The organism is Streptomyces sp. NPDC100445, assembly GCF_044759735.1.
GTDB lineage: Bacteria > Actinomycetota > Actinomycetes > Streptomycetales > Streptomycetaceae > Streptomyces.
On sequence record NZ_JBIVZV010000012.1, the window covers coordinates 105,128 to 127,587 of the forward strand.

The 22,460-nt window shown below is 71.2% G+C and carries 19 protein-coding genes and 1 pseudogene; 9 read left to right on the forward strand and 11 right to left on the reverse strand.

Annotated features, from left to right (window positions below):
• Window positions 1-50: 50 nt before the first annotated feature.
• On the reverse strand, window positions 51-1,916 hold the full coding sequence (locus ACIQVT_RS26415) for a ricin-type beta-trefoil lectin domain protein (RefSeq protein ID WP_403758962.1): 1,866 nt from the start codon (window positions 1,914-1,916) through the stop codon (window positions 51-53).
• Between the two features lie 124 nt (window positions 1,917-2,040).
• Here ACIQVT_RS26415 and ACIQVT_RS26420 point away from each other — a divergent pair, with 124 nt between their 5' ends.
• Together ACIQVT_RS26420 and ACIQVT_RS26425 are read left to right on the forward strand one after the other, a co-directional pair.
• A complete protein-coding gene (locus ACIQVT_RS26420; protein WP_403758965.1) occupies window positions 2,041-5,052 on the forward strand; it encodes a glycoside hydrolase family 3 protein in 3,012 nt (1,003 codons plus the stop codon).
• A gap of 65 nt (window positions 5,053-5,117) precedes the next feature.
• Window positions 5,118-6,506, forward strand: coding sequence for a hypothetical protein (locus ACIQVT_RS26425; RefSeq protein ID WP_403758968.1), 1,389 nt, complete (start codon window positions 5,118-5,120; stop codon window positions 6,504-6,506).
• Window positions 6,507-6,591: 85 nt separating this feature from the next.
• Here the strand turns inward: ACIQVT_RS26425 and ACIQVT_RS26430 are convergent, their stop codons facing one another.
• Complete coding sequence (locus tag ACIQVT_RS26430; protein WP_403758971.1) at window positions 6,592-7,464, reverse strand: alpha/beta fold hydrolase; 873 nt, start codon at window positions 7,462-7,464, stop codon at window positions 6,592-6,594.
• Window positions 7,465-7,534: 70 nt separating this feature from the next.
• On the opposite strand from ACIQVT_RS26430, the gene ACIQVT_RS26435 reads away from it, so the two are divergent.
• Window positions 7,535-8,008 carry a MarR family transcriptional regulator gene (locus tag ACIQVT_RS26435; RefSeq protein WP_403758974.1) on the forward strand — a complete coding sequence of 158 codons (474 nt, stop codon included), beginning with the start codon at window positions 7,535-7,537 and terminating at the stop codon, window positions 8,006-8,008.
• 21 nt (window positions 8,009-8,029) lie between these two features.
• Here ACIQVT_RS26435 and ACIQVT_RS26440 read toward each other — a convergent pair.
• Together ACIQVT_RS26440 and ACIQVT_RS26445 are read right to left on the reverse strand one after the other, a co-directional pair.
• Window positions 8,030-8,622 (reverse strand): annotated as a pseudogene (locus tag ACIQVT_RS26440) (transposase).
• Between the two features lie 67 nt (window positions 8,623-8,689).
• Complete coding sequence (locus tag ACIQVT_RS26445) at window positions 8,690-9,127, reverse strand: SgcJ/EcaC family oxidoreductase (protein ID WP_403758977.1); 438 nt, start codon at window positions 9,125-9,127, stop codon at window positions 8,690-8,692.
• Between the two features lie 116 nt (window positions 9,128-9,243).
• On the opposite strand from ACIQVT_RS26445, the gene ACIQVT_RS26450 reads away from it, so the two are divergent.
• Window positions 9,244-9,837, forward strand: coding sequence for an NAD(P)H-dependent oxidoreductase (locus tag ACIQVT_RS26450; protein ID WP_403758982.1), 594 nt, complete (start codon window positions 9,244-9,246; stop codon window positions 9,835-9,837).
• 5 nt (window positions 9,838-9,842) lie between these two features.
• Here ACIQVT_RS26450 and ACIQVT_RS26455 read toward each other — a convergent pair whose 3' ends face one another.
• A complete protein-coding gene (locus ACIQVT_RS26455) occupies window positions 9,843-10,085 on the reverse strand; it encodes a DUF397 domain-containing protein (protein ID WP_403758985.1) in 243 nt (80 codons plus the stop codon).
• The gene (locus ACIQVT_RS26460; RefSeq protein WP_403758988.1) at window positions 10,082-10,888 is read right to left on the reverse strand and encodes a helix-turn-helix domain-containing protein; all 807 of its coding nucleotides are present in this window, start codon (window positions 10,886-10,888) and stop codon (window positions 10,082-10,084) included. Before ACIQVT_RS26460 ends, ACIQVT_RS26455 begins: the two co-directional genes overlap by 4 nt.
• A 112-nt stretch (window positions 10,889-11,000) precedes the next feature.
• Between ACIQVT_RS26460 and ACIQVT_RS26465 the strand changes: the two genes are divergently transcribed.
• A complete protein-coding gene (locus tag ACIQVT_RS26465; protein ID WP_403758991.1) occupies window positions 11,001-11,420 on the forward strand; it encodes an ATP-binding protein in 420 nt (139 codons plus the stop codon).
• 136 nt (window positions 11,421-11,556) lie between these two features.
• Here the strand turns inward: ACIQVT_RS26465 and ACIQVT_RS26470 are convergent, their stop codons facing one another.
• A complete protein-coding gene (locus tag ACIQVT_RS26470) occupies window positions 11,557-12,168 on the reverse strand; it encodes a YceI family protein (RefSeq protein ID WP_403758994.1) in 612 nt (203 codons plus the stop codon).
• Window positions 12,169-12,384: 216 nt separating this feature from the next.
• On the opposite strand from ACIQVT_RS26470, the gene ACIQVT_RS26475 reads away from it, so the two are divergent.
• The 4 genes from ACIQVT_RS26475 to ACIQVT_RS26490 all read left to right on the forward strand — a co-directional run bounded on the left by ACIQVT_RS26475 (window position 12,385) and on the right by ACIQVT_RS26490 (window position 17,219).
• Window positions 12,385-12,882: a hypothetical protein gene (locus ACIQVT_RS26475; RefSeq protein WP_403758997.1), complete on the forward strand. Its 498-nt coding sequence runs from the start codon at window positions 12,385-12,387 to the stop codon at window positions 12,880-12,882.
• Window positions 12,883-12,907: 25 nt separating this feature from the next.
• Window positions 12,908-15,217, forward strand: coding sequence for a polysaccharide lyase 8 family protein (locus ACIQVT_RS26480; protein WP_403759464.1), 2,310 nt, complete (start codon window positions 12,908-12,910; stop codon window positions 15,215-15,217).
• Window positions 15,218-15,371: 154 nt separating this feature from the next.
• Entirely contained in the window at window positions 15,372-16,967 is a 1,596-nt protein-coding gene (locus tag ACIQVT_RS26485) for an acyl-CoA carboxylase subunit beta (RefSeq protein WP_403759000.1), read from the forward strand.
• A gap of 57 nt (window positions 16,968-17,024) precedes the next feature.
• On the forward strand, window positions 17,025-17,219 hold the full coding sequence (locus ACIQVT_RS26490; protein WP_403759003.1) for an acyl-CoA carboxylase subunit epsilon: 195 nt from the start codon (window positions 17,025-17,027) through the stop codon (window positions 17,217-17,219).
• A 148-nt stretch (window positions 17,220-17,367) separates the two neighbouring features.
• Here ACIQVT_RS26490 and ACIQVT_RS26495 read toward each other — a convergent pair whose 3' ends face one another.
• The 4 genes from ACIQVT_RS26495 to ACIQVT_RS26510 all read right to left on the reverse strand — a co-directional run bounded on the left by ACIQVT_RS26495 (window position 17,368) and on the right by ACIQVT_RS26510 (window position 22,355).
• On the reverse strand, window positions 17,368-17,949 hold the full coding sequence (locus ACIQVT_RS26495) for an ATP/GTP-binding protein (protein WP_029183992.1): 582 nt from the start codon (window positions 17,947-17,949) through the stop codon (window positions 17,368-17,370).
• The gene (locus tag ACIQVT_RS26500; RefSeq protein WP_403759006.1) at window positions 17,930-18,493 is read right to left on the reverse strand and encodes a DUF742 domain-containing protein; all 564 of its coding nucleotides are present in this window, start codon (window positions 18,491-18,493) and stop codon (window positions 17,930-17,932) included. Before ACIQVT_RS26500 ends, ACIQVT_RS26495 begins: the two co-directional genes overlap by 20 nt.
• Window positions 18,494-18,589: 96 nt before the next feature.
• The gene (locus ACIQVT_RS26505) at window positions 18,590-19,003 is read right to left on the reverse strand and encodes a roadblock/LC7 domain-containing protein (RefSeq protein ID WP_030948713.1); all 414 of its coding nucleotides are present in this window, start codon (window positions 19,001-19,003) and stop codon (window positions 18,590-18,592) included.
• A 10-nt stretch (window positions 19,004-19,013) separates the two neighbouring features.
• Window positions 19,014-22,355: a nitrate- and nitrite sensing domain-containing protein gene (locus ACIQVT_RS26510; protein WP_403759009.1), complete on the reverse strand. Its 3,342-nt coding sequence runs from the start codon at window positions 22,353-22,355 to the stop codon at window positions 19,014-19,016.
• Between the last annotated feature and the right edge of the window lie 105 nt (window positions 22,356-22,460).

Sequence of the window (22,460 nt, forward strand, 5' to 3'; positions counted from 1 at the left end):
CCGTCGGGCGGAGTCCCGCGCGGTGGCGGCCGGCCGGCCCCGGGTCCGCCTCAGCGCAGGGTCCACTTCTGGTTGGCGGCCCCGGTGCAGGACCAGATCTGGGCCCGGGCGCCGTTCGCCGACGAGTTGTCGGTGACGTCGAGGCACTTGCCGGCCGCCGTGTTCACCACGTCGCCGGTGGCCGCGTCGTACGACCAGCGCTGGGCGCCGCTGCCGTTGCAGTCGTAGAGCTGGACCTTGGCCCCGTCGGCCGTCGACGCCGAGGTGACGTCGAGGCACTTGCCGAGCGCCTGCACCGCGCCGTCGGCCGTCACCGTCCACTGCTGGGCGGCGGAGCCGTTGCAGTCGTAGAGCTGCACCGCCGTGCCGTTGGTGTTCGAACCGCCCGCCACGTCCAGGCACTTGCCGGCGAGCCCGGTGAAGGCGCCGCTGCGGTTGCCGCCGCCGGACTGGCCGCCGGTCCAGGTGAAGGTGGCCGAGGTGCGGCCGGGCAGCGAGTAGGTGGCGTGCTGGGAGCCCCAGTTCACCGTCACCGTGCGGGCCGAGGGGGAGCCGTTGTAGGCGATCAGCGCCTTGCTGCCGTCGGGGTTGCGCCAGGCCACGTTGGGCACCGTGGTGGAGGCGGTGGAGGCGATCCGCTGGGCGCCGGGACGGACGAACTTCGTCAGGTGGCCCATGGTGTAGTACTCGACGGTGTAGTCCACGGTGCCGCTCGCGCCGTCCCCGTCGTGCACGGTGATCAGTCCGGTGCAGGTGCCGCAGCCGCCGTTGTGCGGGCCCATGTTCTGGTCGACGGCGAGGGACCACTTGGTCACCGACTTCGCCCAGTTGCGGGTGTAGCCGATGATGTCGGTCATGTCCTCGCGCTGCTGGTCGGCGATCCAGGTGCCGCCGGAGTGCTCGGTGCCGAAGGCGTCCAGCGTGGGGTACTGGTCGTGCACGGCCGTCTGCTTGGTGACGTCGCCGCCGTAGCCGTGCCAGGCGATGCCGCCGAAGTTGGGGTGGTTGCGCACGGCCGGGTCGGTCACGGTCTGGGCGGCGTAGGAGTCGTACACGTCCCAGTTCCAGTCGTGGGCGAGCACCTTGGTGGTGAGGCCCGCGGTCTGGAGCTTGGGCAGCAGTTCGTTCTTGGTGAAGTAGGCGAGGCCGTCGGCGTTCCAGCTCATCGACGGGTAGCCGGAACAGCAGGTCGGCTCGTTCTGCGCGGTGACGTAGGAGACGTTGACGCCCTGGTCGCGGTAGCCCTGGAGGTACTTCACGAAGTACGAGGCGTAGGCCCCGTAGTCCTCGGACTTGAGCCAGCCGCCGTTGAGCGAGCCGCTGTCCTTCATCCAGGCCGGTGCCGTCCACGGGGAGGCCATGACGGTCAGCGACGGGTTCAGCTGGAGGGCCTGTCGGGTGAGCGGGACGACGTCGGCCAGGTCGTGGGCGAGGGTGAACTTCGCCAGCGCCGGGTCGCTCTGCCCGGCGGGCACGTCGTCGTAGGTGTAGCCGTAGCGGGCGAGGTCGGAGGCGCCCATCGGGTTGCGCAGGAACGACAGGCCGATGCCGTCCGTGGGGGAGAACAGCTTGCGCATGGTCGCGTCCCGGGTCGCCTGGGACAGTGCTCCGCTGCTGTTCATCAGCCAGGCCGCGGTGTCCGTGAACGAGGCGCCGCCGCCGGTGAAGGTCTGGTAGCGGGTGTTCTCGTCCACGGTGATGTTCTCGCCGGCGCCGCCCGACCCGGACTGGAAGGCGAACGGGGTCTGGGGCGCCAGGCCGCGGACGACGTGCCGCCCGCCCGAGTCGTCGGTGGTGGTGAGCCAGGCCGTGACCTGTTCACCGGCGGCGTGCGCGGGGGGCACGGCCGCGGTGACACCGGCGGCGGAGAGCAGTCCGGCGAGCAGCAGCCGGACGGTGCGGGGGGTTCTCCTCATGGTGCGTCGCTCTTCCTGTAGGGGGCGAAGGAGCTGACGGGCCGTCTTGACGGGGCTGGGGGCCCCTAGTTAACTCACGGCGTGATCTAAGTCCTGAGTGAACCAGAGAGCCGAGGGAAGGTAAATGCGAAGAACCGCCCTGCTCGCCTCCGCCGCACTCCTGGCGGGTCTGCTGCCCTGGGCGACCGCCCGTGCCGCGGACGAACCGGCCCCCGTCCCCGTCGACCGCTTCGAGGGCGAGGTCCCCTTCGCCTCCCAGCCCGCCGAGGGCATCTTCACCTGGGGCGGCGACGCCGACGACCCGCCCACCCTCCGGCTCACCGACCGCGCCGACGCCCCCGAGGGCGGCAAGGTCCTCACCGGCACCTACGACATCAGCGGCTACGGCGGCTTCACCCACGACTTCGCCGCCACCGCGCCCGCCCACGACTGGTCCGCCCACCGGGGCCTCCGCTTCTGGTGGGACGGCCGGAACAACGGGAAGAAGACCGTCTTCGAGATCAAGGACGGCGGCGCCCACGGCGAGGCCTCCGAGCTGTGGACGACCTCCTTCACCGACGACTTCACCGGCTGGAGACAGGTCGAGCTGCCCTTCTCCGACTTCGTCTACCGCACCGACTACCAGCCCGTCGGCGGCATCGACCACGTCCTCGGCCTCAAGGAGATGTGGGGCTACTCCGTCACCCTCCCGGCCGGCACCAAGGGCGACTTCGCCCTGGACGACGTGGAGCTGTACGGCACCGCCGACCCGTCGCTGAACGCCGCCGTCACCACCGACGCGCCCGTCTACCCGGTGAAGGAGGGCGCCACCGCCAAGGTGAAGGTCACCGTGGCCACCACCGGCGCCGGGCCCCTCACCGCCCCGGTCACCGTCGCCTACGCCACCGGCGGCGGCACCGCGGACCCCGGCGCCGACTACCCGCCCGTCTCCGGCACCCTCACCTTCCCGGCCGGCACCGCGTCCGGCACCGCCCGGACCGTCGAGGTGCCCACCCGCCGGGACCGGACCGCCGAACCCGCCGAGACCGTACCCCTGAAGCTCACCGTCACCGGCGCGAAGGCCCCCGCCGAGACCCCGCAGATCGTCGTGGACGCCCACGGACTGCCCTACCTCGACAAGCGGCTGCCGGTGCGCGAGCGGGTCGAGGACCTGCTGGGCCGGATGTCCCTCGCCGAGAAGGTCGGCCAGATGACGCAGGCCGAACGCGGCGCGGTGGGCCAGGGAGGCGACGTCGCCGCCTACGCCCTCGGCTCCCTGCTCTCCGGCGGCGGCTCCACGCCCACGCCCAACACCCCCGCGGCCTGGGCCCGGATGATCGACGGCTTCCAGCTGCGCGCGCGGGCGACCCGCTTCCAGATCCCGCTGGTCTACGGCGTCGACGCGGTGCACGGCCACAACAACCTGTCCGGCGCCACGATCATGCCGCACAACATCGGCATCGGCGCGACCCGCGACCCGCGGCTCGCCGGGCGGACGGGCGCGGTGACCGCCGCCGAGGTCCGCGCCACCGGCATCCCCTGGGACTTCGCGCCCTGCCTGTGCGTGAGCCGCGACGAACGCTGGGGCCGCGCCTACGAGTCCTTCGGCGAGGACCCCGCGCTGGTCGAGTCCATGGAGACCGTCGTCCAGGGCCTCCAGGGCCGCGCCGACGGGAGCGACCTGAAGCGGAACGACAAGGTCCTCGCCACGGCCAAGCACTTCGTGGCCGACGGCGGCACCGCGTACGGCTCCTCGACCACCGGGACGTACACCACCGACCAGGGCGTCACCCACGTCACCCGTGAGCAGCTGGCGGACATCCACCTCGCGCCGTACCGCACCGCCGTCGAGCGTGGCGTCGGCACGGTCATGCCGTCGTACTCCTCCCTGGACATCGCCGGCGACGGCAAGGGCGCGGTGAAGATGCACGCCCGCGGCGACATGATCGACGGGGTGCTCAAGGACCGGCTGGGCTTCGACGGCTTCGTCATCAGCGACTGGAACGCCATCGACCAGCTCCCCGGCAACTACGCGTCCCACGTCCGCACGTCCGTCGAGGCGGGCCTGGACATGATGATGGTGCCGTACTCCTACAAGGAGTTCACCACCACCCTCGCCGACGAGGTACGGGCCGGCCGGGTCGGCACCGCCCGCATCGACGACGCCGTCTCCCGCATCCTGACCCAGAAGTTCAGGCTGGGTCTCTTCGAGCACCCCTACGCCGACACGTCCGGCGCCGCCGCCATCGGCTCGCCCGCGCACCGGGAGGTCGCCCGCCGGGCCGCCGCCGAGTCGCAGGTGCTGCTGAAGAACGCGGGCGGGCTGCTGCCGCTGCGGAAGACACAGAGGGTGTACGTCGCCGGGGCCAACGCCGACGACATCGGCAACCAGACCGGCGGCTGGACCCTCACCTGGCAGGGCGCCTCCGGGAACACCGTGCCCGGCACGACCATCCTCCAGGGCATGCGCGCGGCGGGCGGGGACGTCACCTACTCCAAGGACGCCTCGGCCCCGACCGGCGGCTACGACGTAGGTGTGGTCGTCGTCGGCGAGACCCCGTACGCGGAGGGCGTCGGCGACGTCGGCAACGGCCACGACCTGCGGCTGTCCGCCGCCGACCGGGCGGCCGTGGACAGGGTATGCGCGGCCATGAAGTGCGTGGTGCTGGTCGTCTCCGGCCGCCCGCAGCTCCTCGGCGACCGGCTGGACCGGATCGACGCCCTGGTCGCCTCCTGGCTGCCCGGCACCGAGGGCGAGGGTGTCGCCGACGTGCTCTACGGCCGCCGCCCCTTCACCGGACAGCTCCCGGTGACCTGGCCGAAGTCGGAGGCGCAGCTGCCGATCAACGTCGGTGACGCGTCGTACGACCCGCAGTACCCCTACGGCTGGGGCCTGACCACCCGCACCCCCGTCCCCGGCGGCGGCACGGCCACCCTGCGGGGGCTCGCCGCCCGCGCGGCGGCGGCCGAACGCCACGGCGACGACCGGTCCGGCCGCGCCCTGGTCGACGCGGCCCGGCTGCTCGTCCAGCGGAAGGCGGACGGTCACCTCACCCAGGCCGTGGCCGCGCCGTTCGCCGACGCCGACCACCTGCTGCTGACCGGCAGGTACGGGAAGGCGGTGGAGAAACTGGCGGAGGCCTACCGCGCCGCGTGAGGCCACAGCGGTACGAATGAAAGGTGCGGGGAGGCCTCGGGTGCTTTCGGGGTACTTGTCGGAGTATGAAGGCCGTGCTGCGGACCCGAAGCCTCCCCGCCCTGCTGCTGGCCGTCCTGGCCCTGGTGGTGGCGACCACGTTCGCGCCCGGGGCCAGGGCGGACACCGACATCTCCACGATCGGCCGGGCCCTGCGCGACAGCCCGGTCTACGTCGACCCGGCGGCCAGGGACCAGCTGTCCGCGGCGGACGCCGACACCCTCGCCCGCCGGATCGAGCACGCGGACAAACCCGTGTTCGTCGCCGTCCTCCCGGCGGGCTACCGCACCGACAAACTCTTCTCCCACCTGCGCGCCGCGACCGGCGTCACCGGCCTCTACGGCGTCCGCCTCGGCGACCGCTTCGACGCCCGCGCCGACGTGTCCGTCATGTCGGTGACGGCCCGCGAGAACCTCGTCGCCAGCGTCCAGGGCGAGGACGCCAAGGCCCAGCTGACCGACTTCACCGACCGCGCCCTGGCCAACATCGGCGGCCACGCCCCCCAGAGCTGGGGCGGCACGGACGGCGGTGGCGTCTCCGACACCGGGCTGATCACGGCCGGCGCGCTGGTGGTCGCCGGCGGCGCGGGCGCCTACGCCCTGGTCCGCCGCAACCGCCGCCGCCGCGAGGAGGCGCGCCGGGCCGCGCTGGACCGGCTCCGGGTCGTCGTGGACGAGGACATCACCGCCTTCGGCGAGGAACTGGACCGCCTGGACTTCCAGCCCTCCGAACCGGGCGCCGACGACGCGATGCGCGCCGACTACGCGAGCGCCCTGGACGCCTACGAGACCGCGAAGCAGCGGATGGCCGCCGCCGGGCGCCCGGAGGACGTCCGGACGGTCACCGAGGCCCTGGAGGACGGCCGGTTCTCCCTCGCCCGGCTGGCCGCCCGCCGCGAGGGCCGGCCCCTGCCCGAACGCCGCCCGCCGTGCTTCTTCGACCCCCGCCACGGCCCCTCGGTCACCGACGCCACCTGGACCCCGCCCGGCGGCGCGCCCCGCCAGGTCCCGGTGTGCGCGGCCGACGCCACCCGGCTGGCCGACGGCCTGGACCCCGCCGTCCGCGAGGTCGACACCGAGTACGGCCGCCGCCCCTACTGGGACGCGGGCCCGGCCTACGGCCCCTGGGCGGGCGGCTACTTCGGTGGCGGCCTGCTGCCCGGCCTGCTCGTCGGCACCGTGCTGGGCGGCATGATGGCCGGCCCCGCGTACGCCGCCGACTACGGCACCGGCTACGGCGACTTCGGCGGCGGCGGGTTCGACGGCGGCGGCTACCAGGGCGGCGACGTCTCCGGCACCGACTTCGACCCCGGTGACTTCGGCGGCGGCTTCGGCGACGGCGGCGGCTTCGACGGCGGCGGAGGCGGGGACTTCGGTGGTGGCGGCGGGGGAGGGGACTTCGGCGGCGGCTTCTAGGCCGTGTATCGACATCCGAAAGTGCTGTCAGCGGAGCTGAATGAGGGTTGATATTCAGGGTGTGGTGCCCGGGGCGGGCTGAGACTCAGCCACCGGACCGTTCCAGGAAGTCGGAGAGGCGACGGCTCGCCCCGGGCGGGATGGCGTGCGGAAGCGCGTGATGGGACGCATCCGGCAGCACGGTCGTTGCGACGCGTGGCAGGAGCGCCTCGGCGCGGGCGGCCACCTTGGAGGGGTCATGGGTTCTGCCGCTTCCGGCGAGGAGCAACAGGACCGGCAGGCCCAGGCCGCGCAGTGCGTCCGGCGCCGGGCGCGGCCCGGTTACGGGCCGGACGGAGGGGAAACCAGCGGCTGCTTCTTGAAGGGCGAGCCAGTCGGGATCGAGGGCAAAGCCCTTGGTCTCCCACTCCAGGAAGGCGCGGACCCGGCGGGGTGTGGGCCGCAACAGTGACGGCAGCGCGTGCAGCAGGTAGGACGGGCTGAACCCGGCGAAGCACTGGGTCGGGTCGAAAAGGACCAGGCGGCGTACCCGGTCGGGCGTGCGTATGGCGTGATGCAGCGCGATCCAGGCTCCGTACGAGTGCCCGCCCAGGTCAGTCTCGGCCACTCCGAGACCGTCGAGGAGCGCGTCCAGCCAGGCCGACAGGTGGGCGACCGTATGGGGGCGGCGGTCGCCGTCGGGAGTGCTGCGTCCGGGGGCACCGATCAGGTCAACGGCGAACACCCGGTGGGTGCGGGACAGTTCGGCAGCCTGTGCGTACCAGGACGCGGAGGTCGCGCCCCCTCCGCCCGGCAGGAGGACGAGTGAGGGCCCGTCGGCCGGGCCGCACACGTTGACGTGTGTCGTGCCGAAGGGGGTGGGAACAGTCGCCGTCTCGCGAGCGGCAGGCCACTTGGCCATGACCTTGTCGTAGGCCATGAGGAAGTTGTCGGCGTCGTACGTATCGCGAGCGTTCATGAACGGCGACCCCTCTATCATCTCGCTCAGCAAGATACTTGTTGAGCGAGATGGTACGTGGAGGTGGTCCATGTCCGACCAGGGGCGTGAGGAACTCGTCGAACCAGTCGAGTCGGGGCCTGAGATGGAGATCGTCCACCTGCTGCGCGCGGTGGTCGTCGACCTGGGGAAGCACAGTGCGCGGTTCGCCCAGCGCAACGGCATGCACCCCACCGACGTGCGTGCGCTGATCGCCCTGATGGACGCCGCCCGCGCCGGCGAGGAGACCACGGCCGGACGCCTTGGCTCCAACCTCGGGCTGAACTCCGCGGGAACCACAGCACTGGTCGACCGGCTGGAACGGGCAGGGCATGTGCGACGGGTGCGCGATGCGCGGGACCGCCGCAAGGTCACCATCGAAGTGGACGAGCGGGCGGTCGCCCTCGGCTGGTCCCACTTCGGACCGCTCATCGATCGGGTGGTGGACCTGCTGCGGGCATACGACGAGCGGGAACTCGCTGCGATCAGGGACTTTCTGGCTGGGATGCGGAAGGCAGCGGTCTAGGCCGTATTTCGCACGTGCTGGTCACAGCCACTCGTTGATGGCCGCGACGAGGAGGGTTGCCTCGTAACGAACCGAGAGTCTGTCGTATCTCGTGGCCACGGCGCGGTGCCTTTTGAGGCGATCAATGCCGCACTCGACCGCGTGGCGATCGCGGTAGTCGACCGGGTCGAACTTCGGCGGCCGACCGCCGCGGGAGCCGCGCTGCTTGCGGTGCCGCGCATGGTCGGCCCTGTCCGGGATGGTGCGGCGGATACCTCGTCCACGCAGGTAGGCGCGGTTCTTGAATCCGCATGCTGATGGGCGCGGCAGACCGTGGAGTCGACACTCAGGTCCCACGTGGTCGCGCCCTTCGCGTCGGCCAGGCACTGGAGCCGGGTGAGGACCCGCTGCCAGGTGCCGTCCCGCTGCCACCGGCGGAACAAGTCGTAGATCCGGCCCCACGGCCCGTACTCGACGGGCACATCCCGCCACGGAACACCGGTCCGGACCCGGAACCGTATGCCGTCGATCAGCTGCCGCCGTGGCCGGACGGGCGGCCGCCCCACCTTCGTCCCCGCCGGTAACAACGGCTCCAACGTTGCCCACTGTTCATCCGTGAGATCTCTCGGCCCCATGAAACACGATCATTCGTAGGTCAAGACCCACTTTCGATACGCGGCCCAGATGACCGATTCCAAGGGGTCAGTGGTCATAGGCGGTCGGTGAGCGCGCGGCGACGACTTCCGTGTTCTGGCAGGCGGTCAGCAGCCAGCGGCCGTCGTCCTGCTTGGTCATCACGTACAGCGGGGCGCCCTCGCTCTCGTCGTCCGGGCTCAGGTAGCGCTGACGAACCTTGACCGCCGCGACATCGGGGCGGATGAAGAGCACGTGGACCACCTCGTAGCTGACCTTGCCGTCCCAGTCGGCCGCGGGGAGCACCTTGCGCGTGAACTCCGATATCGCGCCGAGGCCGATCAGAACCTTTCCGTGGGCCGTGGTCCACACCGCGTCGGGGTGGAAGAGGGCGAGGAATGCGTCGGGGTCCTTACGCTGCTGGGAGTGCTCGACAGAGGCAACGACCTGCTTGACGGCTTCGATGTCTGCGGCGTACACCGTGGATTCCGTGGTCATGCGGACCATGCTGCAACCTCAAGCACAGTTGAGATCAAGAGAGTGACCGGTCCAAGGGAGGAATCGATCACCTGGCGGGCGGCGCGCCGATCGGGGAGGATAAGGCGTTGATCAGGGGAGGGACCATGCGCATCGGGGTCTACCTGGCGCACCCGCGTCCGGGCAGCTTCAACCACGCCGTCTTCGATGCCGTCGTGGCGGAACTCGGCGACCGCGGGTGCCACGTGCTCGCGCACGACCTCTACGCCGAGGGCTTCGCCCCGGCGCTGACCGCCGACGAGACGGGGACGGTCCTCTCGGCCGGCACCGCCCGGGACGCGCAGGTGGAGCTGCACCGGTCCGAGGTGGCCACCCTCGACGCCCTGGTGCTGATCCATCCGAACTGGTGGGGCATGCCGCCCGCCGTCCTCACCGGCTGGGTGCAGCGGGTGCTGGCGCCCGGTGTCGCGTACAAGCTGGGCACCGCGGACGGAGAGCCCGCCGGGCTGCTGAAGGCCGGCCGGGCGCTCGTCCTGAACACCTCCGACACTCCCGCCGACCGCGAGGAGAGCGAGTTCGGCGACCCGCTGCAAAGGATCTGGGCGGCCTGCGTCCTGCCGTACGTGGGTGTCACCGACGTCCGCCGAGTCGTCTTCCGTACGGTCACCGACTCGGCCGACGAAACGCGTGCGTCCTGGCTGCGCCGGGCACGCCGGGAAGCCGCCGCGCTGCTGGCCTGACCGCCTCAGCGGGCGATGCCGCCCAGGAACTCGCTCCAGGTGGCGGGCGAGAGGGTGAGGACCGGACCGGCGGTGGCCTTGGAGTCGCGGACGTGAACGGCGGCGGGGTGGGCGGCCACCTCGACGCAGTTGCCGCCCTCGTTGCTGCTGTAGCTCGACTTGCGCCAGGAGCAGGCGACTTCGAGGCAGTCGCCGCCCTGGCTGCCGCTGTAGCTGGACTTGAACCACGCCAATGCTGCGGTGTTCATGACTCTCCTAGCAGTCCGTTCAGCAGGCGCACGCTCTCGTCCGGTGAGAGGGCCTGTGACCGCAGCATTCCATACTGGAGGTGATAGTCGCTGACCTCATCGGGATCAACGATCAGAAAACTGGCGCGCTGCACCTCAAGGTAGACCAGGCGCTCGTACTCGGGCGTCTCCAGCAGCACCACGGGTCCGTCGAGACAAGCGTGCGGCGTCCGGTTCTCAGGCATGATCTGGAAGCTCATGTTGACGGGCTCGGTGTACTCCAGGATCTGCCGGATTTGCTCTCGCATCACTACAGGACCGCCGACTCCTCGCCGCAGGATGCTCTCCTCCAGGACGAAGTGCCCGACAGGTGGCCGTTCCCGCTGCCAGATCAACTGCCGTTCCATGCGAGCGCTCACCCACTGCTCGGCGGTCTCGCTACCGAGCGCCGGATAGCGGTAGTCGAATACGGCGCGGCAGTAGTCCCTGGTCTGAAGGAGTCCCGGAACCACCAGGCTCTGGTACGAGAGGATGCTCACCGCCTCCTGCTCATAATCCACCAGCCCCTGCGCGAACTGCACGATCCGGTCCCGGACGGGCAGTTTCTCCAGGAGGACCGTCAGCGCCCCGCCCGTCTCCAGCACCTCGTCGAACTGCTCGGCGCGGTACGGTTGGAGGGCCAGCCGTCCCTGCTCGATGGAGGCCACGGTGTCGACGTGGAGGTGGACGTGCTCGGCTAACGCCTCCTGCGAGAGGTGCGCCTTCTTCCGGTAGTGCGCGACCAGCGCGCCGACCGCCTGCCAGGTACTGACTTTCTTGGGCATGCGTCTGCCATTCCCCCGTGCCCCACGGTCGTCCTCGTAGTGGAGCCGTACAACCCGTCTCTACGACCTCACCCAGTGGCCCACTGTAGTCACGCACCGTGACCCTCGTCGCATGAACCAGGAAACACAACCCCTCGAGACACGCGTGGCGTTCTTCCGGAAGGACCGCAGGTCGGTCGGGTCGGCGCGGCAGTTCAGCCGGGCGGTGCTGACGGACTGGCGGCTGCGGCGGCGGGCGGAGGACGTGCTGCTGTGCGTGAGCGAGCTGGCGACCAACGCGCTGCTGCACGGCGTGCCACCCGGCAGGGGTTTCTCCGTCCGGTTCGACCTCGCGCGCGGTGAGGACCGGCTGCGGATGGAGGTGCACGACAGCGGCCCGGGCATCGTCCGGCTGCGTGAGGCGGACCCGGAGTCGGAGGGCGGCCGGGGACTGCTGCTCGTGGCGGCGCTGGCGGACAAGTGGGGGGTGGGGGAGCGCCACCCGGGCAAGGTCGTGTGGTGCGAGTTCGAGGTGCGGGTCGGCCGCGCCTGAGCCGGGGGCCGCGTGATTTCCGGGCGGACGCTCCGGTCGCCGGGCATGCCGGAGCGCCCGCCCTCTCCTTGGGGGGAGTGGAGGGCGGGCGCGCTCAGGGGGCGAGTGCTCCGAAGTCGGCTGGGCCGCCGGAGGTTCAGGCGTTCTTGATGGCCGAGATGTCGAAGGCCAGCTTGATCTTGTCGGACACCAGGACGCCGCCGGTCTCCAGTGCCGCGTTCCAGGTGAGGCCCCACTCGGAGCGCAGCAGTTCGGTCCTGCCCTCGAAGCCGACGCGCTCGTTGCCGAACGGGTCCGTGGCGGAGCCGTTGAACTCCAGGTCGAGGGTGATCGACCTGGTGACGCCGAGCAGGGAGAGGTCACCGGTGACGCGGTAGTCGTCGCCGCCCAGCGCCTCCGCCTTGGTGGAGCGGAAGGTCATGACCGGGAACTCCTCGATCTTGAAGAAGTCGGCCGACTTCAGGTGGCCGTCGCGGTCGGCGTTGCCGGTCTCGATGCTCTCCATCCGGATGTCGAGCGTGGCGGTGGACCTGGACGGGTCGGCGCCGTCCAGGTGCAGGGTGCCGGTGAAGTCCTGGAAGCCGCCCTTGACGTTGGTGATCATGGCGTGCCGGGCGACGAAGCCGATCGTGCTGTGGCTCGGGTCGATCGTGTAGTCGCCGCTCAGCGCGGTGAGGTCGGCGCCGGCGGTGGCCTGCGGGGCAGGCGCGGCGATGGTGGCGGTGGCCTTGCGGCTGAAGATACCCATGACGAACTCCTTAGTTGAAGATTGAACTAACTGACTACCCCGAAGGTAGACCCATTCCGTTGAGAATTCAACTTCTTCGCTAAGTGTTCGCCGGAACGCGATGAGCGAGGGTGTACGCCCTCTGGCGCGGTCCGGAGCGCTCGGGCACCATCTGGCTGCACCACCTGCACATGCCGCCCCCCAGGAAGCAACGGCCCACCGCAGGAAGGCACCCCCATGAAGGTCCGCTCCGCCCTGACCGCGCTCGCCCTCGTCGTCGCCCCCGGCGTTGCCGTCCTCGGCACCGCGAGCGACGCGTTCGCCGTCACGAAGATCAGCCAGGCGACCGCCACCCAGATGTTCCGCAGCGCCGGCATCACCTGGTCGTCCTCCGGCAACTGCTCCGACCGGAACAACGCGACCTGTACGTCCTTCGACCAGCTCAACCTCGCCACCGCCCAGGGCGCCCAGACCCTCAAGGGGGCCAGCGGCTGCGCCCTCAACATCACCGGCGGCACCGAGACCGGCCACGCCTCCGGCACCTACTCGCACTGGAACGGCTACAAGCTCGACTACGGCAAGAACACGTGCGTGACGTCGTACATCAAGAACAACTTCACCTACATCGGGCTGCGCGGCGACGGCTATCCGCAGTGGCAGTCCGGCTCCGGCAACGTCTACGCCGACGAGGGCAGCCACTGGGACGCGCTGTACTACAACTGCGGCGGCTGCTGAGCGGGTGAGGGCGGTGACCGGCCCCATGGGCATGACCCGGCGCGCACTGCTGCTGGCCGCCGCCCTCGCCGCCGCCCCCGCGCCCGGCGCGCGGGCGGCGGTCGGCGACCCGTACGACGACCTGCGCCGCCGCTGGCTCGGCATCGCGCTCGGCACGGGGTACGACCCGGGCGCCGAGCCGTACGCCTCCCGGCTCGCGGAACTCGGCGCGCGGGCGCGGGACTTCCGGGCCACCATGGCTCCCGCCCCGGATTCCCTCTGGCCCGGCCACCCCTTCGACCCGCCGTCCGGCATCACCTTCTCGTACGGCCGCCTGTGGACCATGGCGCAGGCCCACGCACAGGACGGCACCGGCTCCACCGGCGACCCCGGCCTCCTCGCCGACGTGCTCCGCGGCCTCGACCACCTCTCCGCCACCGTCTACCACCCCGGCACCACCCCCTACGGCAACTGGTGGGAATGGCAGATCGGCAGCCCACGCCTCCTGATGGACATCGCGGCCGCCCTGCACGACCCGCTCGGCCCGGACCGTGTCGCGGCGGCCTGCGCGGCCGTCGACCACTTCCTGCCGGACCGCCTGCTCACCGACTACTCCGGCACCTCCACCGGCGCCAACCGCGTCGACCTGTGCCGTTCGGTCGCCCTGCGCGGCGTCCTCGGCCGGGACCCCGGCCGGATCTCCCTCGCCCGGGACGCGCTCTCGCCGGTCTTCCCGTACGTCACCCGGGGCGACGGCCTCTACGCCGACGGCTCCTTCGTCCAGCACACCTCGGTCGCCTACACGGGCACCTACGGGCAGGTCCTGCTGGACGGCCTGGCGCGGCTGTTCGCGCTGCTCGCCGGCTCGGACTGGGAGGTGACGGACCCCGCCCGGCGGAACGTCCTGGACGCTGTCGAACACGCCTACGCCCCCCTGATCCACGACGGGCTCGTGATGGACTGCGTCAACGGCCGCGCCGTCAGCCGCGGCCTGCCGCGCGGCGACGACCTGGGGATCATGCGCAGCGACCACTACCACGGGCACGCCCTGATCGCCGCCGTCGCCCTCCTCGCGGGCGGCGCGGGCGAGGCCGAACGGGAACGGTGGCACGGTCTGGTCCGGGGCTGGATCCGGCGGGACACCGTCACCCCGCTGCTGACATCTCCCCAGTTCGGGGTGGCCGACCTCGCGCGGCTGCACGCCATCGCCCGAGCCCCCGGCCCCGCCACCCCCGAACCCCTCGGCCACCGCCTGTTCCCGGCCATGGACCGCGCCGTCCACCGCGCCCCCCGCTTCACCGCCGCCCTCGCCATGGCGAGCGACCGCATCGCGCACTACGAGTGCGGCAACGGCGAGAACCCGCGCGGCTGGCACACCGGCTCCGGCATGCTCTCCTGGTGGCCGCGGGGCGCCGGCGACCAGTACACGGACTGGTACTGGCCCACCGTCGACCCGTACCGGCTGCCCGGCACCACCGTGTCGACCCGGCGGCTCGCCGACCGGGCCGGCGGCGAGTGGGGCGCCCCCCGGCCGGACGTCCGCTGGGTCGGCGGCACCACCGACGGCACGCACGCGGCCGTCGGACAGCACCTCAAGGGCCTCGGCTCCACCCTGGAGGTCCGAAAGTCCTGGTTCTTCCTGCCCGACGCCGTCGTCTGCCTCGGCGCCGGGATCAGCTGCGCCGACGGCGTCCCGGTCGAGACGGTCGTGGACAACCGCAATCTGGGCGAGGGGGGCACACAGCGGTTCGTGCGCGGTCGGAACTGGGCGCACCTTCAGGACCACGGCGGCTGGATCCTGCTCCACGGACCCTCCCTGCGCACCCTGCGCGAGGACCGCACCGGCGCCTGGTCCGACATCAACACCACCAGCGACGACGAGCGGCGCACCCGGCGCTGGCAGACCCTGTGGCTCGACCACGGCACCGACCCGGCCGGCGCCCGCCACGCCTACGTCGTCCTGCCCGGCGCCTCCCGCGACGAGACCGCCGCCCGCGCCGCCGGCCCGCACCGGTGGCTGTCCGTCCTCGCCAACGACCCCGTCCGCCAGGCCGTCGCCGTGCCCCGTCTCGGGCTGACCGCGGCCACCTTCTGGCGAGCCGGTACGGTGGGGGAGCTGACCGTCTCCGCCGGGGCGAGCGTGCTCGCCGTCCGCCGGGGCCGCACGGCCACCCTCCACATCAGCGAGCCGCCCCGCACCGGAGTGCCGCTGGAACTCGTCTGGGACCGTCCGGTACGGGCCGTCCTGCGGGCCGGCGAGGGCGTCGAGGTCCTTTCGGCGGACGGCCGTCTGAGGCTCCGTGTCACTCCGGGGATGGCATGTGCCACCCACGAATGTGAGGTGGCTCTCAGGTGACGTCTTTGTGGCAGACCTACAACTGTCCGGCCTCCTGAGCAGTCGGAAAGGCTGCACGCGGCGATGGTTCTGTTCACTCGTACCAGGAAAACGGTCCGGAGACTGTACAGAGTCAACGGCTCGCTTTCCTTGGACTCCTTCGTATGGTCACTACATGACCGTTTTGGAAGAGACGACGGGTGAGCCGACCGGCGAGCCGACGGACGCGCGCGGACGGGTCGCCGAGCTGCACGAGATTCGTGCGCAGGCCGTCGCCGGCCCCAGCGAGAGGGCGACCGAGGCGCAGCACGCCAAGGGCAAGCTGACGGCGCGGGAGCGGATCGAGCTGCTCCTCGACCCCGGGTCCTTCCAGGAGGTCGAGCAGCTGCGCCGGCACCGGGCGACCGGCTTCGGCCTGGAGGCCAAGAAGCCGTACAGCGACGGTGTCATCACCGGCTGGGGCACGGTGGAGGGCCGCACGGTCTTCGTCTACGCCCACGACTTCCGGATCTTCGGCGGCGCCCTCGGCGAGGCCCACGCCACCAAGATCCACAAGATCATGGACATGGCCATCGCGGCCGGTGCCCCGCTGGTCTCCCTGAACGACGGCGCCGGAGCCCGCATCCAGGAGGGCGTCAGCGCGCTCGCCGGCTACGGCGGCATCTTCCAGCGCAACACCAAGGCGTCCGGCGTCATCCCGCAGATCAGCGTGATGCTCGGCCCGTGCGCCGGCGGCGCGGCCTACAGCCCCGCCCTGACGGACTTCGTCTTCATGGTCCGCGAGACCTCCCAGATGTTCATCACCGGCCCCGACGTGGTCAAGGCGGTGACGGGCGAGGAGATCACCCAGAACGGCCTGGGCGGCGCCGACGTCCACGCGGAGACCTCCGGCGTCTGCCACTTCGCGTACGACGACGAGGAGACCTGCATCGCGGAGGTGCGCTACCTCCTCTCGCTCCTCCCGCAGAACAACCGCGAGAACCCGCCCCGGGTCGACTCCTCCGACCCGCAGGACCGCCGCGGCGACGTCCTGCTCGACCTGGTCCCCGCCGACGGCAACCGGCCGTACGACATGGCCAAGGTCATCGAGGAGATCGTCGACGACGGCGAGTACCTGGAGGTCCACGAGCGCTGGGCCCGCAACATCATCTGCGCCCTCGCCCGCCTCGACGGCCAGGTCGTCGGCATCATCGCCAACCAGCCCCAGGTCCTCGCGGGCGTACTGGACATCGAGGCCAGCGAAAAGGCTGCGCGTTTCGTCCAGATGTGTGACGCTTTCAATATCCCGATCGTCACGTTCCTGGACGTCCCCGGGTTCCTCCCCGGCGTCGACCAGGAGCACGGCGGGATCATCCGGCACGGCGCGAAGCTGCTGTACGCCTACTGCAACGCGACCGTGCCGAGGATCTCGCTGATCCTGCGCAAGGCGTACGGAGGTGCCTACATCGTCATGGACTCCCAGTCGATCGGCGCCGACCTCACCTACGCCTGGCCGACGAACGAGATCGCCGTGATGGGCGCGGAAGGCGCCGCCAACGTGATCTTCCGCCGGCAGATCGCGGAGGCCGAGGACCCCGAGGCCATGCGTCAGAAGATGGTCAAGGAGTACAAGGCCGAGCTGATGCACCCCTACTACGCGGCCGAGCGCGGCCTGGTCGACGACGTCATCGACCCCGCGGAGACCCGCGAGGTCCTGATCAGGTCCCTGGCGATGCTGCACACCAAGCACGCCGACCTGCCCTCGCGCAAGCACGGCAACCCCCCGCAGTGACCCAGCGGACCCGCCGCGGCGACCCCGCGGACCCCTTCCTCCCGGAGACTGACATCCATGAGCACTCCTGACATCCGTGTCGAGAAGGGCCACGCCGAGCCCGAGGAGGTCGCCGCCATCACGGCCGTCCTCATGGCCCGCGCCGCCGCCCGCTCCGAGCCGTCGGCCCGCACCCACCGCGCCCGCGCCCGGGCCGGCTGGCGCCGCCTGGAACGCGAACCCGGCTTCCACGCCCCGCACAGCTGGCACTGAGCCCGTACGTCCCCGAAGGGGGCCCACCCATCCGGGCGGGCCCCCTTCGGCGTGCGGAGGCGACATGCGAACGACAGAAGAAGGGGGGTGCCCTCTCCACATCGGAGAGGGCACCCCCCTTCTTCTGTCCACCGACCGAGCGGCAGCGCTACCGCAGGCGCGCCATCAGCGCGTGCTCGACCAGCGTGATGAGCGCCGACTTGGCGTCCGCGCGGTGGCGGGCGTCGGTCGTGATGATCGGGGTGTCGGGGCCGATCTGGAGGGCCTCGCGGACCTCGTCCGGCGAGTAGGGCTGGTTGCCGTCGAAGCCGTTGAGGGCGATGACGAACGGCAGGCCGCTGTTCTCGAAATAGTCGACCGCGGGGAAGCAGTCGGCGAGGCGCCGGGTGTCCACGAGGACGATGGCGCCGATCGCGCCGCGGACCAGGTCGTCCCACATGAACCAGAACCGGTCCTGTCCGGGCGTGCCGAACAGGTACAGGATCAGGTCCTGGTCCAGGGTGATACGGCCGAAGTCCATGGCCACCGTGGTGGTGGTCTTGTCCCCGGTGTGGGTGAGATCGTCGATGCCGGCCGAAGCGGACGTCATGACGGCCTCTGTGCGCAGCGGGTTGATCTCCGAGACAGCACCGACGAACGTGGTCTTGCCCACGCCGAAGCCGCCCGCCACCACGATCTTCGCGGAGGTGGTGGAGCGGGAAGGACCGCCGCTAGAGCTTGCGAAGTCCACTGAGCACCCTTTCGAGCAGTGTCACGTCTGGCTGGCCACCGGCGTTCTCGTCGCCGCCGGGCTGATGGATGGCGACCAGGCCCGCCTCCGCCAAGTCGGCGACGAGAATCCTGGCCACGCCGAGGGGGATCGTCAGCAGGGCCGAGACCTCGGCCACCGACTTGATCTCCCGGCACAGGTTGCAGATCCGCTGATGCTCGGGCAACTGGCCCTGCATCTGGTGCGGAGCGGCGGTGGTGTGCACCAGTGCCTCGATGGCGAGCTGGTAGCGCGGGCGGGTCCGGCCGCCGGTCATGGCGTACGGACGCACCAGGGGGTTGTTGGCCGCCGGGGCCGGCTCGGGGCGCCGCTGCGGCTGCACCGGCTGGATGCGCGGGGCCGGCGGCTGGTCGTACGGGGACGGGCCCGGGCCCTGGGGGGCGTACGGCTGCCGGTGGCTGGGGGTGGAGGGGAAGTTGTACCGGTTCGCCGAGCCGTCGCCCTGACCCTGGGCAGGGCCGTACGACCAGTTGCCCGAAGACGAACTGCCTGGGGGTGTTGCCACTTTCTCCTCCTCCTACTGCGCCGGGCGCCCGAAAAACTGTGGAGCCGCGTCCCGAAACCTTACGGCCCCGGGACACGCAAACGCACCGTCCGATTACTAGTTGAGAAGGCTGCCCTGGAGCTCCGCGCGGAGATCCGGGGTCAGGACCGTGCCCGCGCGGTCCACCAGCAGGGCCATCTCGTACCCGATGAGGCCGATGTCCGCCTCCGGATGGGCCAGGACCGCGAGCGACGATCCGTCGGAGATGGACATGAGGAACAGGAATCCCCGCTCCATCTCCACAACCGTCTGGTTCACGCTGCCGCCCTCGAAGATGCGCGAGGCACCGGCGGTCAGCGAGGTCAGACCGGAGGCGACGGCGGCGAGCTGGTCGGCACGGTCGCGGGGAAAGCCTTCGGACATCGCCAGAAGGAGTCCGTCGGCGGAGACCACCACCGTGTGGGACACCCCAGGGGTGTTGTCCACGAAGTTGGTGATCAACCAGTTCAGGTTCTGTGCCGCCTGGCTCATCGGGCTCACACTAACGCTCCTGGTCGTAGGTGCTGTCAGGGCCACCGTGCTGATCGGTGGTTGCCTGGCCGTTCGTTTCACTGCCTGCGCTGCGTCCACGCTGGACGCCCCGGCGCAGGTTGCTCAGCCTGCCCCGGACGTCCTCCGGGGCGCGGGAGACCTGTGGGCCTCCCTGGGGGGTGTTCTCGGCGGCACCCTCGACCAGGTTGGCCTTGGGCACCCGACGCGGCAGACCGGAGGCGGTGACCCCACCTGCCTTGGGCTTGCGCAGCTGCGCGGCCTGCTGCCAGCGCTCGTCGTTCGCCGAGCGCCAGTCGCCGGGACCGCCCGCCGCCGGAGCCCCCGGAGCGTCGGCCGCCGCGGGAGCCGGCGTCTCCTGCCGCACCCGCGCCGTACCGTTCGCGGGGCCGGCGCCCTGGGCGCCGCCCGCCGGCGAACCGCCGCGGCGGGGCAGCCCGGCGTCGGTCAGCGGGGGCGCGGCGGAAGAGGCCGTGTCCGGACGGTCGAAGCCTACGCGGTCACGCTCACCCGCGTCAGCCGCCTGCGGAGCTTCCGTTTCCGGAGCGTACTGGGCCGGATAACCGTTCTGGTAGCCCTCCTGCGCGGGCCAGTCGTCCTGGTAGGACGGGGCCTGAGTCGGTTCCGCATAGCCGGACGCGGGCTCCGCGTAGCCACCGTTCGGGGAGAAGCCGTCGCCCTGCTGCCGCTCACCGTCCGGCGCGTAGTACTGCTCGTCGTACGGCTTCTCGTACGACCCCGAGTACGTCTCCTGGTACGGCTGTTCCCGGTAAGGCTGGTCCTGGTACGACTGCTGGTCCTGGAACGGCTGCTGCTGGTCCTGGTACGGCTGCTCCGGGTAGGCGGCCTGCTGCCGCTCCTCGTACCCGGACTCCTCGTACGGCGAGCGCTGCGGCTGCTCCCGGTAGGCCTGCTGCTCCTCGAAGCGCTGCTCCCCGAGACCGGCCGCCTCCTGCTGCGGCTGGGCGGGGCGCTCCTCGTGGGGCTGGGCCTCCAGGGCGGCGCGGCGCCCGTCCCGCATCAGGGAACGGCCGACCGGGTCCAGGTCGCGCGGGTCGTCGGGGACCTCGGTGTACCGGCTGTCGTCGAAGCCGAGTTCGGCCGCGGTCCGCAGCGGCGGCTGCTGCTGGTGCTGCTGCGGGGCGAAGCTCTCACCCCGGAACTGCTGCTCCGGGATGATCTGCGAGACGGTGAACTCCTCGCGGTCCAGCGGGGCCTCGCCACCACCGCCGTGCGTGATCGCGTCCGGAAGCATGACCAGCGACGTCGTGCCGGCCTGCTCGCCGGAGGGACGCAGCTGGACCCGGATGCCGTGCCGGTCGGACAGCCGGCCGACCACGAACAGGCCCATGCGCTGGGAGATCGCGGCGTCCACGGTCGGCGGGTTGGCCAGCTTGTGGTTGATGTCCGCGAAGTCCTCGGCCGTCAGACCGATGCCCTTGTCGTGGATCTCGATCATGACGCGGCCGTCGGGCAGCCGGGTCGCCGTGACCCGGACCTTGGTCTGCGGGGAGGAGAACGTGGTGGCGTTCTCCAGCAGCTCGGCCAGCAGGTGCACGAGGTCGGTCACCGCGCGGCCGTGGATCTCGGCCTCCGGCACGCCCGACAGCTCGACGCGCTCGTACTGCTCCACCTCGGAGGAGGCGGCGCGCAGCACGTCGACCAGCGGGACCGGCTGGTCCCAGCGGCGGCCCGGCTCCTCGCCGGCGAGGACCAGCAGGTTCTCGCCGTTGCGGCGCATACGGGTCGCCAGGTGGTCCAGCCGGAACAGGTTCTCCAGCTGGTCGGGGTCGGCCTCGTTGTTCTCCAGATCGGTGATCAGGGTCAACTGGCCCTCGATCAACGACTGGTTGCGGCGCGACAGGTTGGTGAAGATCGCGTTGATGTTGCCCCGCAGCAACGCCTGCTCCGAGGCGAGGCGCACCGCCTCGCGGTGCACCTGGTCGAAGGCGCGGGCGACCTCGCCGATCTCGTCCTTGGTGGTGATGGGGATCGGCGTCACCCGGGTGTCGACCCGGCCGGGATCGGTGCGCGAGAGCTGGTCGACCAGCATCGGCAGCCGCTGCTCGGCGATCCCGAAGGCGGCGTTGCGCAGCTGGCGCATCGCCCGGCTCATCTGGCGGGCCACCAGGCCGGCCAGGAGGAACGCGGCCAGCAGGGCGATGACCACCACGGCACCCGTGATGAACGCCGAGGTCTTGGCGTCGTCGGCGATGCCCGACGCCTCGTTCACGGCCCGGTCGGCCATGTCCGACTCGATCTGCCGGTAGGCCTTGTACTTCAGCGTGTTGAGCGCCCACCAGTTCTCGGCGGTGATACCGCTCTGGGCCAGCCCCTGACGGGTGGCCACACTGGTGTCCTTCATCGTGGCGAGCGCACCCACGAACTTCGACGGGTCCGACGGCGGGGCGACGTACCTCGGATTGCGCCCCTTGGCCTCCTCGGCCAGGGCGGCGGCGTCCGACTTGATCTTCGTCTCGGCGTCGGTCAGCCGCTGCGCGTCGGCCTCGGTGCCACCACCGATGTACTCCTCCCGGGCGATGCGCTCCAGGTAGGCGTACGAGGACAGGGAGACCCGCTGCGTCGCCAGGTTCGGCGCGTCCGGACCCGGGTTGACCAGCAGGTGGGTGCCGATCGACCGCTCCAGCGACAGGGCGGCCTTGGTCAGCGACATCGCGTAGACGGTCCGGCCGTAGGACGTGATGTTGCCGGTGCCCAGACCGAGTTCGTTGGCGAACTCCATCAAGGGGTGCGCGATGGTGACGTACCCCTCCTCCGTCTCCACGCCGTGGGTCTTGGAGGTGTACGCGGCCTGGCGCAACGTCGCCAGCTTGGGCTCGACCTCGCGGAACAGCTTCAGCCGGCGCACCAGACCCGACGTCTGCGGCATGCTCCCGGTCGCCTCGGTGAAGACACCGGCCGCCTGGTCGGTGGCCTTGCGGGCCGTGTCGATCGTCTGCTTGCCGGCGGCGTCCTTCTTGCCCTGGAGCAGCGGGGCGGCGGTGACGTCGCGCTCGTTCTCCAGGGCGTCGGCGTAACCGAGGGCCGCGCGGACCAGACGGGCGGTGTTCTCGGCGTCGCGGGCCTGCTGCCAGGTGTCGATCGAGCTCTTCACCTGGAAGCCGCCCATCACGAGGCCGACCATCACGGGTATGAGCAGAATCGCGTTCAGACGGGTGGGTACCCGCCAGTTGCGCGGGGAGAGACGGCCGCCGCTGGACACGGGAGTGGCCGCCGGCTCCGCTCCGGGCGCGGGGGTGGGCGCCGCAGCGCGCGGCGGCGGGGTGAAGTTGCCCCGTGCCGACGGCTCGGGACCGTTCTTGCTTCGCCTCACTCGACCAACAACCTTCCGGCGGTCGGCACCTTCGTCGTGCCGCAGTCTCTCAGAGCCCGGTTCGTCAACGACCACTCAGTACGCACTCAGTACGTCTTTGACCAT